14 protein-coding genes, 1 tRNA gene and 1 riboswitch are annotated in these 16,720 nt (G+C 43.8%); of the genes, 13 read left to right on the top strand and 2 right to left on the bottom strand.

Going from position 1 to position 16,720, the window contains the following annotated elements:
• Positions 1-29 precede the first annotated feature (29 nt).
• Complete coding sequence (locus tag AC04Q4_RS06835; RefSeq protein WP_173738506.1) at positions 30-1,988, top strand: fructose-1,6-bisphosphatase; 1,959 nt, start codon at positions 30-32, stop codon at positions 1,986-1,988.
• 60 nt (positions 1,989-2,048) lie between these two features.
• Positions 2,049-2,744 (top strand): hypothetical protein, encoded by a 696-nt coding sequence (locus AC04Q4_RS06830; protein ID WP_173738505.1) that lies wholly within the window; start codon positions 2,049-2,051, stop codon positions 2,742-2,744.
• 94 nt (positions 2,745-2,838) lie between these two features.
• Here AC04Q4_RS06830 and AC04Q4_RS06825 read toward each other — a convergent pair whose 3' ends face one another.
• A complete protein-coding gene (locus AC04Q4_RS06825; RefSeq protein WP_119239547.1) occupies positions 2,839-3,054 on the bottom strand; it encodes a helix-turn-helix domain-containing protein in 216 nt (71 codons plus the stop codon).
• A 195-nt stretch (positions 3,055-3,249) separates the two neighbouring features.
• On the opposite strand from AC04Q4_RS06825, the gene AC04Q4_RS06820 reads away from it, so the two are divergent.
• The 11 genes from AC04Q4_RS06820 (at position 3,250) to AC04Q4_RS06770 (ending at position 16,228) form a co-directional block, all read left to right on the top strand.
• Entirely contained in the window at positions 3,250-4,779 is a 1,530-nt protein-coding gene (locus AC04Q4_RS06820; RefSeq protein WP_173738504.1) for a YifB family Mg chelatase-like AAA ATPase, read from the top strand.
• Positions 4,780-4,805: 26 nt separating this feature from the next.
• Positions 4,806-5,693: a DNA-processing protein DprA gene (dprA, locus tag AC04Q4_RS06815; RefSeq protein ID WP_173738503.1), complete on the top strand. Its 888-nt coding sequence runs from the start codon at positions 4,806-4,808 to the stop codon at positions 5,691-5,693.
• 89 nt (positions 5,694-5,782) lie between these two features.
• The gene (gene topA, locus AC04Q4_RS06810; protein WP_173738502.1) at positions 5,783-7,855 is read left to right on the top strand and encodes a type I DNA topoisomerase; all 2,073 of its coding nucleotides are present in this window, start codon (positions 5,783-5,785) and stop codon (positions 7,853-7,855) included.
• Positions 7,856-8,002: 147 nt separating this feature from the next.
• Positions 8,003-8,788 carry a GTP-sensing pleiotropic transcriptional regulator CodY gene (codY, locus tag AC04Q4_RS06805; protein ID WP_021975897.1) on the top strand — a complete coding sequence of 262 codons (786 nt, stop codon included), beginning with the start codon at positions 8,003-8,005 and terminating at the stop codon, positions 8,786-8,788.
• A 298-nt stretch (positions 8,789-9,086) separates the two neighbouring features.
• On the top strand, positions 9,087-9,371 hold the full coding sequence (gene groES, locus AC04Q4_RS06800; protein ID WP_119239544.1) for a co-chaperone GroES: 285 nt from the start codon (positions 9,087-9,089) through the stop codon (positions 9,369-9,371).
• Between the two features lie 47 nt (positions 9,372-9,418).
• Positions 9,419-11,038, top strand: coding sequence for a chaperonin GroEL (gene groL / locus AC04Q4_RS06795; RefSeq protein WP_119239543.1), 1,620 nt, complete (start codon positions 9,419-9,421; stop codon positions 11,036-11,038).
• 115 nt (positions 11,039-11,153) lie between these two features.
• The gene (locus AC04Q4_RS06790) at positions 11,154-11,657 is read left to right on the top strand and encodes a DUF6106 family protein (protein ID WP_173738501.1); all 504 of its coding nucleotides are present in this window, start codon (positions 11,154-11,156) and stop codon (positions 11,655-11,657) included.
• A gap of 67 nt (positions 11,658-11,724) precedes the next feature.
• Positions 11,725-13,179 (top strand): IMP dehydrogenase, encoded by a 1,455-nt coding sequence (guaB, locus tag AC04Q4_RS06785; RefSeq protein ID WP_119239541.1) that lies wholly within the window; start codon positions 11,725-11,727, stop codon positions 13,177-13,179.
• Positions 13,172-14,032, top strand: coding sequence for a peptidoglycan recognition protein family protein (locus AC04Q4_RS06780; RefSeq protein WP_243873887.1), 861 nt, complete (start codon positions 13,172-13,174; stop codon positions 14,030-14,032). Before guaB ends, AC04Q4_RS06780 begins: the two co-directional genes overlap by 8 nt.
• A gap of 66 nt (positions 14,033-14,098) precedes the next feature.
• Positions 14,099-14,181, top strand: a riboswitch (ZMP/ZTP riboswitch).
• A gap of 87 nt (positions 14,182-14,268) precedes the next feature.
• The gene (locus AC04Q4_RS06775) at positions 14,269-14,982 is read left to right on the top strand and encodes an IMP cyclohydrolase (protein ID WP_119239540.1); all 714 of its coding nucleotides are present in this window, start codon (positions 14,269-14,271) and stop codon (positions 14,980-14,982) included.
• A gap of 61 nt (positions 14,983-15,043) precedes the next feature.
• Positions 15,044-16,228 carry a phosphoribosylaminoimidazolecarboxamide formyltransferase gene (locus AC04Q4_RS06770; protein WP_195456448.1) on the top strand — a complete coding sequence of 395 codons (1,185 nt, stop codon included), beginning with the start codon at positions 15,044-15,046 and terminating at the stop codon, positions 16,226-16,228.
• Positions 16,229-16,516: 288 nt separating this feature from the next.
• Here the strand turns inward: AC04Q4_RS06770 and AC04Q4_RS06765 are convergent.
• A tRNA-Gly gene (locus tag AC04Q4_RS06765) sits at positions 16,517-16,589 on the bottom strand.
• Positions 16,590-16,720: the final 131 nt, after the last annotated feature.

Raw genomic sequence — 16,720 nt, 5'->3', positions numbered from 1 at the left:
CATTATAAAATATAATTCCAGGAGGCAATATGAAGAAAGAAGAATTAAGATATCTGCAGCGGCTTGCAGAGCTGTATCCTACTATTGCAAAGGCATCAACTGAAATCATCAATCTGCAGTCCATACTGAATCTTCCGAAAGGTACGGAACATTTCATGTCGGACATCCACGGAGAATATGATGCTTTTTCTCATGTTCTCCGCAACGGTTCCGGCGCAGTGCGCAAAAAGATCGACGATGTATTTGGTCATACATTAAGCAACAGCGATAAGCGGTCGCTGGCAACTCTGATCTATTATCCGAAAGAAAAAATGGAAGTTGTGAAAAAAAACGAGGAGGATATGGAAAACTGGTATAAGATCACCCTCTACCGTCTGATCGAAGTGTGCAAGACAACAGCATCCAAATACACCCGTTCCAAAGTGCGAAAAGCCCTTCCGGCAGATTATGCCTATGTGATTGAGGAGCTGATCACAGAAAAAGCAGAAGTTCTTGATAAAGAAGCTTATTATGATGCCATCGTCAACACCATTATTGAGATCGGCAGAGCAGAGAATTTTATCATTGCCCTGGCTGAACTGATCCAGCGTCTTGTTGTGGATCACCTTCATGTGCTTGGTGATATTTATGATCGAGGTCCTGGTCCGCATTTCATTATGGATCGTCTGATGAAATATCATTCCCTGGATATCCAGTGGGGAAATCATGATGTAGTCTGGATGGGCGCAGCCACAGGACAGAAAGCCTGCATTGCGACAGTAATACGAAACAGTATCCGTTACCGTAACATGGACATTCTGGAGGATGGATATGGGATCAATCTCATGCCTCTGGCTACTTTTGCAATGGAAGCATATAAAGATGATTCATGTAAAGCTTTTGAGATGAAAGGTGATGCCAATAATTACAGCATTCTGGAGGAAGAACTTGGGCGCAAAATGCACAAGGCGATTGCTGTGATCCAGTTTAAGCTGGAGGGTCAGCTGATCCGCAGGCACAAAGAATTCCATATGGAAGAACGCTGCCTGCTACACAGAATTGATCCGAAGAAGGGAACGATCACACTCCCTGACGGAAAAGAATATCCGCTTACAGATACATATTTCCCGACAATTGATTGGAAGAAGCCGTATGAGCTTACAGCAGAAGAAAAAGATGTAATGGAACGTCTGGACCTGGCATTCCGTAACTGTGAGAAGCTGCAGAATCATGTACGTCTTCTTCTTGATAAAGGCGGTCTTTATAAGACATATAATGGAAATCTTTTATTCCATGGAAGCATTCCTCTTAATGAGGATGGAAGCCTGAAAGAAGTGCAGATCTACGGCAAAACTTATAAGGGAAAAGAGCTGTACGATGTTCTGGAGACTTATGTGCGGAGAGCTTTTTTCTCAATGAATGAGGATGAACAGCGAAAAGGCAGAGATATCATGTGGTATATCTGGGCTGCACCGAATTCTCCATTATTCGGTAAAGATAAGATGACTACTTTTGAGAGGTATTTTATTGCGGACAAGGCTACACATAAAGAGAAAAAAAATGCGTATTACCATCTTCTGGAAAATGAAGAAGTGGTTGATAACCTTCTTCGCGAGTTTGGCCTGGAACCGGAAAAAGGACATATCATCAATGGCCATGTGCCAGTTCACCAGAGTGAGGGAGAGAGTCCTGTGAAATGTAATGGAAAAGTTCTTGTAATTGACGGTGGTTTTTCCAGACCTTATCAGAAGGTCACAGGAATTGCAGGCTACACGCTGGTTTATAACTCCTATGGACTGATTTTGTCTGCTCATGAGCCATTTACTTCCGCGGAAGAAGCAGTGGAGAAAGAGCAGGATATTGTGTCAAACAGAGTGGCTGTTCATTATAACAACAAACGTACTCTGGTGGGTGATACAGATACGGGTACAGCACTGAAGGAAAGGATTGGAGAACTGATCCAGCTTCTGGAGGTATACAGAAAAGGTATTATTAAAGAGAAAAAATAGGAAAAAGAGAGAAATACAGAGAAGTTTCTTAATATGCTATAGTAAACAGAGGTGATGCAGATGAGTAAAAACAAAAGAAAAAAACAGCGTCTGAAAACGGCTCTGATCCTGTTGATCATTTTGTTTATTCTGGCAGGACTTGGAGGGATGCTGCTGGTTTCCCACAGAAATAAAGTTGCAAAAGAACAGCGAAAACAGGCGGCGATTGCTGCACTGGAGAGTATTCCGGAGGTAACGGCAACGCCGATGGCTACAGCGACACCGATACCGACAGCGACGCCGACTCCTTCTGTGACTCCGATTCCCACCATTCTTCCGTCATTTGATCCGGAGAGTTATCGGGGAACCTGGTACAGTACAGACGGCCTGACAACGATCAATATTTATGAGATCAGTCTGGATTCGGTTTCTTTCACTTATAAAAGAGTTAATGGGAAGAACAGTTCTCTTTTTGCGGAGGCAGATGTAACTGCAGAGGTGGCGGGAAATGCTACACAGTTTTATCTGAAAGATTCCGAGGGAAACAAGGCCAAAGGAGAATTTGTTTTTGATAAAAGCGGAAAGCTTTATGTGAAGGTCAAGACTTATAAGAGAGCGGATGGTTCTAAGACTTATCCGAAAACAGAGTCTATTATGACAAGGGAAGAACCGATGGAAAGTACACCGGCAGCAGAGCAGGAATCTTCCTATGATGAGAGCAGCGATAATGTATATGGAATTCCCTACGGTGAGGAAGAAACATATTATGCGGAATAATAAATAACACGAAATAAAGAATCCCCGGATCTGCGGAAGTGCGGGAATCCTGATACAGGAATTCCCGGAACTGTTCCTAAGTCCGGGGATTTCTTTATTTGACCATTTTTTTTCGGTCTGTGCGACCAACGAGATAGTCAATGCTGGTGTCATAATAATTTGCCAGCCGGATAAGCATTTCAATTGGAATACTACGAGATCCCGTTTCATAATGGGAATAAGAACGCTGACTGATATGAAGAATCTCACTTAATTCTCTCTGTGACAGATCTGCGTCTGTACGTAAATCCTGGATACGCTGAAATTTCATTGTGCTCACCTCTTCTTTCTATAGAAAGTATAAAACAGAACGAATTGCACTCTTGCAAAAGAGAGCAAAATGGACTATACTAAATTTATTATCTTCTTTAATTCAGAAAATGTCTATCTGAATTTTTCCCTTTAACTATTAAAAAGACGAGGATTTTGTCGATCGGGAACGAAATTTATCGCAGAAAGGATTCGTTTGTTTGCAAGTGTTTTATCAGCGGCGATTTTTGGCATGGAGGTGCGGGAGATCCAGGTTGAGGCAGATGTCAGTGATGGTCTGCCTTCCTTTACTATGGTAGGATTTCCGTCAGCACAGGTGCGGGAAGCACAGGAACGTGTGCGCACTGCATTTAAGAACAACAGGCTCAGTCTGCCGCCTAAGAGAGTAACTGTTAATTTTGCCCCTGCAGATATGAAGAAAGAAGGGGCCGGGTTTGATCTTCCTGTAGCTGCAGCAGTTCTGGCAGCAGCAGAGATCCTGGAACCAAAGCTTCTGGAGCAGGTCATGGTAGTGGGGGAAATCAGTCTTAATGGGGAAATCCACGGTGTTTCAGGTATCCTGCCCAGGGTGATCCGTGCCAGAGAACTGGGGCTTCGCTTTTGCATTATTCCACAGGAGAATATTCAGGAGGGAAAACTGATCCGGGATATGCGGGTATTTGGGGTGAGAACGCTGAAAGATATGATACGCTGTCTGCAGGCTCCGGAGAAATATGAGAATGAAAGCAGGCGGGAACCGGAAACAGAAGAAAGAATGGAGGAAGGTGGAGCAGATTTTGCAGATGTGTGCGGACAGGAAGGGGCCAGACGGGCTGCCGAGATAGCAGTCAGCGGTTTTCATAATATATTGTTTATCGGACCGCCGGGTTCCGGAAAGACGATGCTGGCCAGAAGATTGCCAACCATTATGCCCCGGCTGACTTTTGAGGAGAGCCTGGAAATTACGAAAGTATACAGTGTGGCAGGACTGCTCACAGAGAAAGATCCTCTGATCCGAAAACGGCCGTTTCGAAGTCCGCATCATACCAGTTCTGCCCAGGCCCTGGCAGGAGGCGGACGGATTCCCGGTCCGGGCGAGATTACTCTTGCACACCGGGGAGTGCTTTTTCTGGATGAGATGCCTGAATTTTCCAGGAAGAGCCTGGAGATTTTGAGGCAGCCTCTGGAAGATAAGGAAATCCATTTGTCAAGAGCTGCGGGAACGTACACATTTCCGGCCAGCTTTATGCTGGCAGCAGCCATGAACCCCTGTCCCTGTGGCTTTTATCCGGATATGAACCGGTGCAGATGTAGTCATGGTGAGATAACCCATTATCTTGGAAAAATCAGCCAGCCTCTGCTGGAAAGGATTGACATCTGTACCGAAGTTCCGGCCATCCGTTTTACGGAGATGAAGAAGAAAAAGAGAGGGGAAAGTTCCATGTCCATACGCCGGAGAGTGGAAAGAACCCAGGAAATCCAACGTGAACGTTATAAGAACGAAGAGTTTTCCTTCAACGGGGAACTGGATGGGAGAAGTGTGGAGAAATATTGTGTTATGACAAGTGAGGCAGAAACACTTCTGGAGCAGGCATATACACAGTTTCAGTTCAGTACCAGGGCTTACCATAAGATCCTGAAAGTTGCACGGACAGCTGCAGATATGGAAAATTCTGAAAAGATCCGGCAGGACCATATCTGCGAAGCATTGACGTACCGTGTCTATGATAAAAAATACTGGTCATAAAATACAGGAAAAGGAGGTACCTTATAATGGAAGAAAAACCGAAAACAGCCATCAATTCTGTGGAAAAAAGCAGTACCATTTATCCGGAAAGGCTGCGTTCTCTAAGTGGCATGCCGGATATGTTATATTATATTGGAAGACTTCCTGATGATAACAGACCTACAGCAGCTATTGTAGGTGCCAGAATGTGCAGTCCCTACGGCAGGATCCAGGCATTTAATTATGGAAGGTTTTTAAGCGAGAACGGTGTGCAGGTAATCAGCGGCATGGCAGCAGGGATCGATGCAGAAGGACATAAAGGTGCATTGGAAGGCGGGACACCTACTTTTGCAGTGCTGGGAAACGGAGTGGATATCTGCTATCCTTCTTCCAGCCGCAGTATTTACAGGCGGATTCCGGAGAAGAATGGTGGAATCATCAGTGAATACCTTCCGGGGACACCGGGTAGGGCCTATCATTTTCCGGCAAGGAACCGGATCATCAGTGGACTGGCAGATGTAGTGGTTGTTGTGGAAGCAAAGGAAAAAAGCGGTTCTCTTATCACAGCTGCCTGTGCACTGGAACAGGGAAAGACTGTATATGCAGTTCCGGGTGCAGTAAATGATGCGCTGAGCCGAGGCTGCCACAAGCTGATCTACGATGGAGCAGGCATTGCATATTCCCCGGAAGTGCTTCTGGATGAATGGGGTCTGTCTGTGAAAAAAAAGACAATTTTAAAAGGAAAAACCAAGTTAGGACTTGCAACAGATTTGGATTTGGTGTATAGTTGTCTCGATTTACGACCCAAAAATCTGGATCAGATTATCACAGAAACCGGCTTTTCGCCGGGAAAAACAGCCGGGATTCTGGCACAGCTCACGCTGATGGGACTTGTCAGGGAAACCGGAACACAGCATTATATCAGACTTGAATAACAGCCGATCTGTTCTGCATTCTGCTTACAGCATTTTGAAAAATCACTGCAGCACAGGACAGGGGGCAGAATGAGATTAGGAGAGGTAAAATGGCCAAGAATCTGGTGATAGTAGAGTCACCTGCTAAAATGAAAACTGTAAAAAAATTTTTGGGGGCGAATTATACAGTCGAAGCATCAAACGGTCACGTGAGGGATTTTCCGAAAAGCCAGTTTGGTATTGACGTAGAGAATGATTTTGAACCCAAGTATATTACAATAAGAGGTAAGGGAGAACTTCTTGCGAAACTTCGTAAAGAAGCAAAGAAAGCAGATAAGATTTATCTTGCAACTGACCCCGACCGTGAGGGAGAAGCAATCTCCTGGCACCTGATGCAGGCACTGAAAACAGATCCTGCAAAGATGCATCGAATCACATTTAATGAAGTAACAAAAACAGCAGTCAAGGCTTCCATCAAGCAGGCCAGAGAGCTTGACATGAATCTTGTGGATGCACAGCAGGCCAGACGTATGCTGGACCGTATGGTAGGTTATACCATCAGTCCGCTTCTCTGGGCGAAGGTAAAGAGAGGATTAAGCGCAGGCCGTGTACAGTCTGTAGCGCTTCGAATTATCTGCGACAGGGAAGATGAGATCAATGCGTTTATTCCGGAGGAGTACTGGAGTCTGGAAGGCGAGTTCCAGGTTAAGGGCGAGAAGAAGCCTCTGACAGCCAGGTTCTACGGAACAGATAAAAAGCTTCTTATCAAAAACCGTCAGGAAATGGAAGAGATCCTGAAGAAACTGGAAAATTGCAGATACGAGATCACAGAGGTAAAAAAGGGCGAGCGTATCAAGAATGCCCCGCTTCCTTTTACAACCAGTACTTTGCAGCAGGAAGCAGCCAAGACACTGAATTTTTCCACACAGAAAACAATGCGTCTTGCACAGCAGTTGTATGAGGGTGTTGATGTTAAAGGCAGCGGTACGGTCGGTCTTATCTCTTACCTTCGTACAGATTCCACCCGTATTTCCGAGGAAGCAGATGCAGCAGCAAGAAATTATATTTCCGAACAGTATGGTAAGGATTATGTTTCCAAGATAGAGAAAGCAGTTAAGAATGGTCAGAAAATCCAGGATGCACACGAGGCAATCCGTCCTACTGATATTGCCAGAACTCCGGTTCTTGTGAAGGAATCCCTGACAAGAGATCAGTTCAGGTTGTATCAGCTTATCTGGAGACGTTTTGCGGCAAGCAGAATGGCACCGGCTCGCTATGATACAACATCCGTTAAGATCGGAGCAGATGAGTATACATTTACAGTTGCGGCATCCAAGGTCGCATTTGATGGTTTTATGTCTGTATACACAGAAGAGGGAGACGATAAGAAAGGCAATGTGTTGAGCCAGAGTCTTGAGAAAGGCATGGAGCTGAAGCTGAAAGAGCTGAAGCCAGAGCAGCATTTTACACAGCCGCCGGCACATTACACAGAAGCTTCCCTTGTAAAGACTATGGAGGAGCTGGGAATCGGACGCCCGAGCACCTATGCGCCGACGATCACAACGATCATCAGCAGAAGATATGTATCCAAGGAACAGAAGAATCTTTATGTAACAGAGCTTGGAGAGGTAGTTAACAACATTATGAAGCAGGCGTTCCCAAGTATTGTTGATGTAAACTTTACAGCTACCATGGAGGGACTTCTGGATTGTGTTGAGGCAGGAACTGTACAGTGGAAGACGGTTGTGCGAAACTTTTATCCGGATCTGAAACACGATGTGGATGAGGCAGAGAAAGAACTGGAAAAAGTTGATATCCAGGATGAAGTCACAGATGTGATCTGTGATAACTGCGGACGCAACATGGTGATCAAATACGGACCTCATGGAAGATTCCTTGCATGCCCTGGATTCCCGGACTGCCGTAATACGAAACCATATTATGAGAAAATCGGCGTTGCATGTCCGAAATGCGGTGGCGAAATTGTCATGAAAAAAACGAAAAAAGGCAGAAAATATTACGGATGTGAGAATAATCCGGAATGTGATTTCATGTCCTGGCAGAAACCTTCTGCAAAGAAATGTCCGAAATGTGGCAATTATATGCTCGAAAAGGGAAATAAGCTGGTTTGCAGCCAGGAAACCTGCGGATATGTAGAACAAAAGCCAAAAGATGAAGATTGATTGAATAGATGCTTTTCAACCAATTTTCAGAAAAGCCCGTTAAAAATGAAAAAAATATAAAAATGTCTTGTAAATTTCCAGAATAACGTGTAATATTAGACTAGAAAAACGATTTCTTTCAAGGTACGAAAGTGAAAGGAGGAAAAAATGAGCGTTCAGTTGCTAGATAAAACTAGAAAAATCAACAAGCTTCTGCATAACAGCAGTTCAAGCAAGGTAGTGTTTAACGACATTTGCCAGGTGCTCATGGAAACCTTAAGTTCCAACATCCTGGTACTCAGCAAGAAAGGTAAGGTTCTGGGAGTCAGTATTTGTCCTGGCGTGGATGAGATCACAGAGCTGATTGACGATAAGATCGGAGGACATATTGATCCGTTATTGAACGAGAGATTTCTCGGCGTTCTTTCCACAAAGGAGAATGTCAATCTCCAGACACTTGGTTTCGAGCATGTACCCGGAAATTATCAGGGAATCGTGAATCCGATAGATATTGCAGGTGAGAGACTGGGAACATTATTTATGTACCGTAATGATCACCCTTATGATATTGAAGATATCATCGTCAGTGAATATGGCACAACTGTTGTTGGCCTGGAGATGATGCGTGCGGTTCATGATGAGAATGCAGAAGAAGACAGAAAGCAGCAGATCGTGAAGTCTGCATTCAGTACACTGTCCTTCTCAGAACTTGAGGCTATCATCCATATTTTTGACGAGCTGGATGGAGATGAGGGAATCCTTGTTGCCAGCAAGATTGCTGACAGAGTGGGTATTACAAGATCCGTAATCGTTAATGCACTGCGTAAATTCGAGAGTGCAGGCGTGATCGAGTCCCGTTCTTCCGGCATGAAAGGAACTTACATTAAGGTTCTTAATGAAGTGATTTTCGATGAGCTGGAGGAGATTAAGGCACAGAGAAATAAGAAAGCATAAGCATACGCTTGGTTTGTGAGCTATATAATAAAGAACGTAACGAAAGAGACTGTCCGTTATCCGGATAGCCTCTTTTTTTACGGCGAATGTGCTGAAAAAATTAAAATAAATACTGAAATTAAGAAAAAATGAGAAAACAAGAGAATAAATGAGAAAATAAGAGTATATATTAGAATTATCATATCTTAAAAGAGTTGCGAAAAATATGAAAATTCACTAATATAGCCATAGTGATTAGCACTCGTAGAAAGTGAGTGCTAGCAAGCGAAATCGAAACTGATAAGGAGGAACATAGATCATGAAGTTAGTACCTTTAGGTGACAGAGTAGTATTAAAACAGGTTGAAGCAGAAGAAACAACAGCTTCCGGAATTGTACTTCCAGGACAGGCACAGGAGAAACCACAGCAGGCAGAAGTTATTGCAGTTGGCCCTGGTGGAATTGTAAACGGTAAAGAAGTTAAGATGGAAGTAGAAGTTGGAAATACAGTTATCTACTCCAAATATGCAGGAACAGAAGTTAAGATGGACGGAACTGATTATATCATTGTAAAACAGGAAGATATCCTGGCAGTTATTAAATAATATAAACATCTTATCGTATATCAATATAAACAGGAGGTCATTATATCATGGCAAAAGAGATTAAATATGGCGCAGAAGCCAGAGCAGCACTGGAAGCTGGCGTAAATAAACTTGCAGATACAGTAAGAGTAACACTTGGACCGAAAGGAAGAAATGTAGTACTTGATAAATCTTTCGGTGCTCCGCTTATCACTAACGATGGTGTTTCCATTGCAAAAGAGATCGAGCTTGAGGATGGATTTGAGAACATGGGTGCTCAGATCATCAAAGAAGTTGCATCCAAGACTAACGATGTAGCAGGTGATGGTACAACAACAGCTACTGTACTTGCTCAGGCAATGGTACATGAGGGAATGAAAAACCTGGCAGCAGGTGCCAACCCGATCATCCTCAGAAAAGGAATGAAGAAAGCAACAGATGTTGCAGTAGAAGCAATCAAAAATATGAGCCAGACGATCAACGGCAAAGAACAGATCGCTAATGTAGCGGCAATCTCTGCAAGTGACGAGCAGGTAGGACAGCTTGTTGCAGACGCTATGGAGAAAGTTTCCAAAGACGGTGTTATCACTGTTGAGGAGTCCAAGACCATGCATACAGAGCTTGATCTTGTAGAAGGAATGCAGTTTGACCGTGGATACATTTCCGCATACATGTCAACAGATATGGAGAAGATGGAGGCAACTCTTGATGATCCGTACATCCTGATCACAGATAAGAAAATCAGCAACATCCAGGAGATCCTTCCGCTTCTTGAGCAGGTTGTTCAGGCTGGTGCGAAACTCCTTATCATCGCTGAGGATGTTGAGGGCGAGGCTCTTACAACTCTGATCGTAAACAAACTGAGAGGAACATTCCAGGTAGTAGCTGTCAAAGCTCCTGGATATGGCGACAGAAGAAAAGAAATGCTTCAGGATATCGCAATCCTTACAGGTGGTCAGGTAATCTCCGATGAGCTTGGTCTTGACCTGAAGGAAGCTAAGATGGAGCAGCTTGGACGTGCTAAATCCGTTAAAGTTGCAAAAGAGAACACAGTTATCGTTGATGGTCTTGGAGACAAAGACGCTATCGCAAAACGTGTTGCGCAGATCCGTGCACAGATCGAGGAGACAAAATCCGAGTTCGATAAAGAGAAACTTCAGGAGAGACTTGCAAAACTGGCTGGCGGCGTAGCTGTTATCCGTGTTGGTGCTGCTACTGAGACAGAGATGAAAGAAGCAAAACTTCGTCTTGAGGATGCTCTTGCAGCAACAAAAGCAGCTGTCGAGGAAGGTATCATCGCAGGAGGTGGATCTGCTTACATCCATGCTTCTAAAGAAGTTGCAAAACTTGCAGCAACACTTGAGGGAGATGAGAAGACAGGTGCTTACGTAATCCTGAAAGCTCTTGAGGCTCCGCTGTTCCATATCGCTGCAAATGCAGGACTGGAAGGCGCTGTTATCATCAACAAAGTAAGAGAGTCTGAGGTTGGTACAGGTTTCGATGCCCTGAATGAAAAATATGTAAACATGGTTGAGAACGGAATCCTTGATCCGGCCAAAGTTACAAGAAGTGCTCTTCAGAACGCAACAAGCGTTGCATCTACACTCCTTACAACAGAGGCTGTAGTTTCCACGATCAAAGAAGATACTCCTGCTCCGGCAGCAAACCCGGGAATGGGAATGATGTAATAATCAGCTAAGCAGGTGAAAATATTCACAAAATAAGAGGGCCTGCGTCATGGACGCGGCTCTCTTTTTATGTTATAATTTAAAAAAATCAGTAAATTACGAAAGGAAGAAGCAAATGAGTGACTTATATTCAGAACTTCTGGTAAAGAAGAAACAGACAGGGAAGGATCTTGTTGTAAAGTATGGCCTCATAGCCCTGACTGTGATCATGGTCCTTGGGGGGCTTATTCTCAATGGTCTTCTTCTGGTTCCGGCTATCGCTCTTGGCGTTGCATGCTATTTTGTGATACCGAAAACAGATCTGGAATACGAGTATCTGTTTGTTAACGGTGAACTGGATATCGATATGATCATGTCAAAGTCCAAGAGAAAAAGAGTGAAATCTCTCCAGCTTGCGGAAGCAGATATTGTAGCTCCTCTTAATTCCCACAGAATGGACTATTACAATGGTAATCAGAAGATGAAAACAATGGATTTTTCTTCCGGCATTGAGGATCATAAACGCTATGCAATGATTACCAGAGATGGCGGTGAAACCTGTAAAGTGATCCTGGAACTGGATGATGCCCTTGCAAACACCATGAAAAATTCTGCACCAAGTAAAGTTTTTTTGGATTGACATGAAACTTGTTTTTTGTTACACTAGTTCACAAATTTAAAATATCTTACAAAAGGGAGGAAATGCAATGGGTACTATTATTGGTGATGGCATTACGTTTGATGACGTCCTGCTGGTTCCGGCTTATTCTAAAGTAATTCCGAATCAGGTAGATGTTTCAACGTATTTAACCAAGAAAGTAAAGCTGAATATCCCCATGATGAGTGCGGGTATGGACACAGTTACAGAGCACAGAATGGCTATCGCCATGGCTAGACAGGGTGGTATCGGTATCATTCATAAGAACATGTCCATCGAGGCACAGGCAGAAGAGGTTGATAAGGTTAAACGTTCTGAGAACGGTGTTATTACAGATCCATTTTATCTTTCAGCAGAACATACACTGAAAGATGCCAATGATCTGATGGCGAAATACCGTATTTCCGGTGTTCCGATCACAGAAGGCAGAAAGCTTGTAGGCATCATCACAAACCGTGATCTTAAGTTTGAGACAGACTTCAGCAGAAAGATCAAGGAGTGCATGACTTCTGAGGGACTGATCACAGCCAAGGAAGGAATCACACTTGAGGATGCCAAGAAGATTCTCGCGAAATCTCGTAAGGAGAAATTACCCATTGTAGATGATGACTTTAATTTAAAGGGACTCATTACCATCAAGGATATCGAGAAACAGATTAAATATCCTCTGGCAGCTAAGGATGCACAGGGACGTCTTCTCTGTGGCGCAGCAGTTGGTATCACAGCTAATGTACTTGCACGTGTGGATGCACTTGTTAAGGCTAACGTGGATGTTATCGTTATCGATTCCGCACATGGTCATTCCGAGAATATCTTAAAAGCAGTCCGCGAGATCAAGGCTGCATATCCGGAACTTCAGGTTATTGCAGGTAATGTTGCAACAGGTGCAGCTACCAAGGCTCTGATCGAGGCTGGTGTAGACGCAGTTAAGGTTGGTATCGGACCTGGATCTATCTGTACAACACGTGTTGTTGCAGGTATCGGTGTTCCACAGGTAACAGCAGTTATGGATTGCTATGAAGTTGCAGACCGTTACGGAATTCCGATCATCGCAGATGGCGGTATCAAGTATTCCGGAGATATTACCAAGGCTATTGCAGCTGGCGCCAATGTCTGCATGATGGGAAGTATGTTCGCAGGATGCGATGAGAGTCCGGGAACATTCGAACTCTATCAGGGAAGAAAATATAAAGTATATCGTGGAATGGGATCTATTGCCGCTATGGAGAACGGCAGCAAGGATCGTTATTTCCAGGAAAATGCCAAGAAGCTTGTTCCGGAAGGTGTTGAGGGACGAGTTGCATATAAGGGACATGTTGAGGATACTGTATTCCAGCTGATCGGCGGTTTAAGATCCGGTATGGGCTACTGCGGAGCAGAGAATATTGAGAAGCTTAAGACAACAGGCAGATTCATCAAGATTTCCGCTGCATCCCTTAAGGAGTCACATCCACATGATATCCACATCACAAAAGAGGCTCCAAACTACAGTGTAGATGAATAATAAAGGAAAAGCAGGCAAGACAGTTAAGAAGTCACCCAGGCCGTCCCATAATGGACGGCCTGTTTCCGTAAAGGGAACTTCTTCAGGAAAAAATATTTCTGGAATATCGGACAGAGCTGGCAGAAGAAAAAAATCTTCCCGAAAAAAGAAACCGCAGAATATTTTAAAACATATTGTGCTGGCAGTGGTAATTGTGATCGTTGTACTGGCTGTGTGTGCCCTTGGATATGGATTTTTTGAGATGAGGATAGAGCAGAGCGGACTTGAAATAGATCAACAGAGCTGGTCACAGCAAAGCAGTGAGGGCGGTGGGCAGGAACAATGGCAGGCAGAAGGTGCTCCGTATATTGATGTGGAACTTCTTACGCCAAATTCTTATTCCAGGCCTCAGATTCCTATTGAACAGGTGAATTATATAGCGATTCACTATACAGCGAATCCAGGTTCAACAGCTATATCCAACCGGAATTATTTTGAGAATCTTGCCACAACGCAGGATAATAAAGTCAGCAGTCATTTTGTGGTAGGACTGGATGGGGAAGTGGTGCAGTGTATTCCTACTTCAGAAATGTCCTATGCTACTAATGCCAGAAATGTGGATACCATATCCATTGAATGCTGCCATCCGGATGAGACGGGACAGTTTAATGATGCAACATATAGTTCGGCAGTGAAGCTGACGGCGTGGCTCTGTACCCGTTTTGGGCTGGATACGGATCAGGTGATTCGGCATTACGATGTTACAGGAAAAGACTGTCCCAAATATTATGTGGAAAACCCGGATGCATGGTTCCGGATGAAGTCTGACATTGCAGCACAGATCCAGACGGATTATGAATTGCAGGGAAAATAAAAAAATTGAAAACAATTTCAGAAAATTAGGACTTGAAAATTCAGAAGAAGTATTGTAGTATAACAACAGAAGCTGCATGACTGGCGGAGAGTAGGATTACCTACAGGGAGTGCAGTGTATTTAAGAAGCCGACCGCCTGGGCAGCCTGTTAATGGGGTGTCCAGGCGGTTTTTTGTTACCTGCTGATACCTGGAATGATCCCCGGGCCGTATATTAGATAAGGAGGACTGTGAAAAATGACTACATTTTCACTTGAAAAAGAACTGAAAGAAAATTCCTACCCAGGAAGAGGAATCGTGATCGGACGTTCCGCAGACGGAAAGCATGCTGTTACTGCATATTTTATCATGGGAAGAAGCGAGAACAGCAGAAATCGTATTTTTGTTGAGGATGGAGAGGGAATCCGCACACAGGCATTTGATCCGTCCAAGCTTACAGACCCGAGCCTTATCATCTACGCACCGGTACGTGTCCTTGGAAACAAGACGATCGTAACAAACGGCGACCAGACAGATACCATTTATGAGGGAATGGACAGACAGCTTACTTTTGAGCAGTCCCTCCGAACCAGAGAATTTGAGCCAGACGCACCGAACTATACACCTCGTATTTCCGGTGTTCTGCACGTAGAGAATGGCAGATTCAACTATGCAATGTCTATTTTAAAGAGCAATAACGGTAATCCGGATTCCTGTCTTCGTTATACATTCGCCTATGAGAATGCAGCTGCAGGACAGGGACGTTTTATCCATACTTATAAATGCGATGGAAATCCACTTCCGAGTTTTGAGGGAGAGCCGAAGCCTGTAGAAATCCCGAATGATATTGATGACTTTACAAACCTTCTCTGGGAGAGCCTGAATCAGGATAATAAAGTTTCTCTCTTTGTTCGTTTCATTGACATTGAAACCGGAAAATATGAGTCAAGGATCGTGAATAAGAATAAATAACAAGCTGAGTATACAGCTGCGATGAAATTATCAGTATCACACAGAACGGAGGATTTTTTTCATGAAAGAATTACAGTTAAAATATGGATGCAACCCGAATCAGAAACCATCTAAGATTTACATGGCAGACGGAAGTGAACTTCCTATCCAGGTACTTTCCGGAAGACCTGGATACATCAATTTCCTGGATGCTTTTAATGGCTGGCAGCTTGTGCGTGATCTTAAGAAAGCAACCGGACTTCCTGCAGCAACTTCTTTCAAGCATGTATCTCCTGCAGGTGCGTCCATCGGACTTCCACTGAATGAGACACTGGCCAAGATTTACTGGGTAGATGATATGGACTGGAAGAATTTTTCACCGCTTGCATGTGCTTATGCAAGAGCGAGAGGTGCAGACCGTATGTCATCCTTCGGTGATTTTATTTCCCTTTCTGATGTATGTGACAAGGATACAGCAATGCTGATCAAGAGAGAGGTTTCTGACGGAGTTATTGCACCGGGATATACAGAGGAAGCGCTTGAGATCCTGAAACAGAAGAAAAAGGGCAACTACAATGTGATCCAGATTGATGAGAATTATGTTCCGGAACCGCTGGAACACAAACAGGTATTTGGTGTTACTTTTGAGCAGGGCCGTCAGGAACTTGCTATTGATGATGAGCTGATCTCCAATATTGTTACGGAGAATAAAGAACTTACCGAGGAAGCTAAAAGAGACCTTAAAGTTTCCCTGATCGTTCTGAAATATACACAGTCCAATTCTGTATGCTTTGTAAAAGACGGACAGGCGATCGGTGTTGGTGCAGGACAGCAGTCCCGTGTTCACTGTACACGTCTTGCCGGTCAGAAAGCAGATAACTGGTACCTCCGCCAGTGCCCGAAGGTTCTGAATCTTCCATTTAAAGATACGATCACACGTGCAGAGAGAGACAATGCCATTGATGTTTATATCGGTGAGGAGTATATGGATGTTCTGGCTGACGGTGCATGGGATAAAACTTTCACAGAGAAGCCGGAAGTATTTACAAAGGAAGAGAAGAGAGCATGGCTGGATGGACTTACAGATGTAACTCTTGGATCTGATGCCTTCTTCCCGTTCAGTGATAACATTGAGCGTGCGCATAAGAGTGGAGTGAAATATATTGCAGAGCCAGGCGGATCTGTCCGTGATGATGCTGTTATTGATACCTGCAATAAGTATGGAATGGTTATGGCATTTACTGGAATCAGACTGTTCCATCACTAAGATATAGGGAAAGCTCATAGAAAGAAAAAAATGTAGCTGGTCATAGAGTGAACAGCAACAGATATTCGATTTCTGTAACAGAAAATACGTTAAAAATATCCCGGATTTGGAAAGTGTAAAGTTCTGAATCCGGGATTTTTTATAACTGAATTAAGTAACCTTCAAGTGGATAAAGAGAAGTTGGATAATTAAGGGGAATATTGTCTGAAGTAAGAGTATCGTAAAAGTAGTGAATGTTTGATTATATGGCATAAAAAAAGAACTCTGAATTCTCTCAGAGTTCTCAAGAGCGATAGACGGGGCTCGAACCCGCGGTCTCGACCTTGGCAAGGTCGCGCGTTACCAACTACGCCACTATCGCATATGTCTTGAAGATGAAGTGTTTTCCTCATCGACAAGACGTATGATATCATAGATTTTTGTATATGTCAAATATTTTTTTGGATTTTTTTGAAAAATTTATACAAAACTTGTTGTTGTCGTTTCGGCAGG

The organism is Blautia sp. HA8986 (assembly GCF_056504635.1).
Note: the sequence above shows the minus strand (reverse complement) of the source record. Positions and strands in the feature narration are given on the sequence as shown.

Coding starts and splice junctions, on each gene's coding strand:
- AC04Q4_RS06835 (WP_173738506.1), top strand. CDS start 30: ATGAAGAAAGAAGAATTAAGATATCTGCAGCGGCTTGCAGAGCTGTAT.
- AC04Q4_RS06830 (WP_173738505.1), top strand. CDS start 2,049: ATGAGTAAAAACAAAAGAAAAAAACAGCGTCTGAAAACGGCTCTGATC.
- AC04Q4_RS06825 (WP_119239547.1), bottom strand. CDS start 3,054: ATGAAATTTCAGCGTATCCAGGATTTACGTACAGACGCAGATCTGTCA.
- dprA (WP_173738503.1), top strand. CDS start 4,806: ATGGAAGAAAAACCGAAAACAGCCATCAATTCTGTGGAAAAAAGCAGT.
- topA (WP_173738502.1), top strand. CDS start 5,783: ATGGCCAAGAATCTGGTGATAGTAGAGTCACCTGCTAAAATGAAAACT.
- codY (WP_021975897.1), top strand. CDS start 8,003: ATGAGCGTTCAGTTGCTAGATAAAACTAGAAAAATCAACAAGCTTCTG.
- groES (WP_119239544.1), top strand. CDS start 9,087: ATGAAGTTAGTACCTTTAGGTGACAGAGTAGTATTAAAACAGGTTGAA.
- groL (WP_119239543.1), top strand. CDS start 9,419: ATGGCAAAAGAGATTAAATATGGCGCAGAAGCCAGAGCAGCACTGGAA.
- AC04Q4_RS06790 (WP_173738501.1), top strand. CDS start 11,154: ATGAGTGACTTATATTCAGAACTTCTGGTAAAGAAGAAACAGACAGGG.
- guaB (WP_119239541.1), top strand. CDS start 11,725: ATGGGTACTATTATTGGTGATGGCATTACGTTTGATGACGTCCTGCTG.
- AC04Q4_RS06780 (WP_243873887.1), top strand. CDS start 13,172: ATGAATAATAAAGGAAAAGCAGGCAAGACAGTTAAGAAGTCACCCAGG.
- AC04Q4_RS06775 (WP_119239540.1), top strand. CDS start 14,269: ATGACTACATTTTCACTTGAAAAAGAACTGAAAGAAAATTCCTACCCA.
- AC04Q4_RS06770 (WP_195456448.1), top strand. CDS start 15,044: ATGAAAGAATTACAGTTAAAATATGGATGCAACCCGAATCAGAAACCA.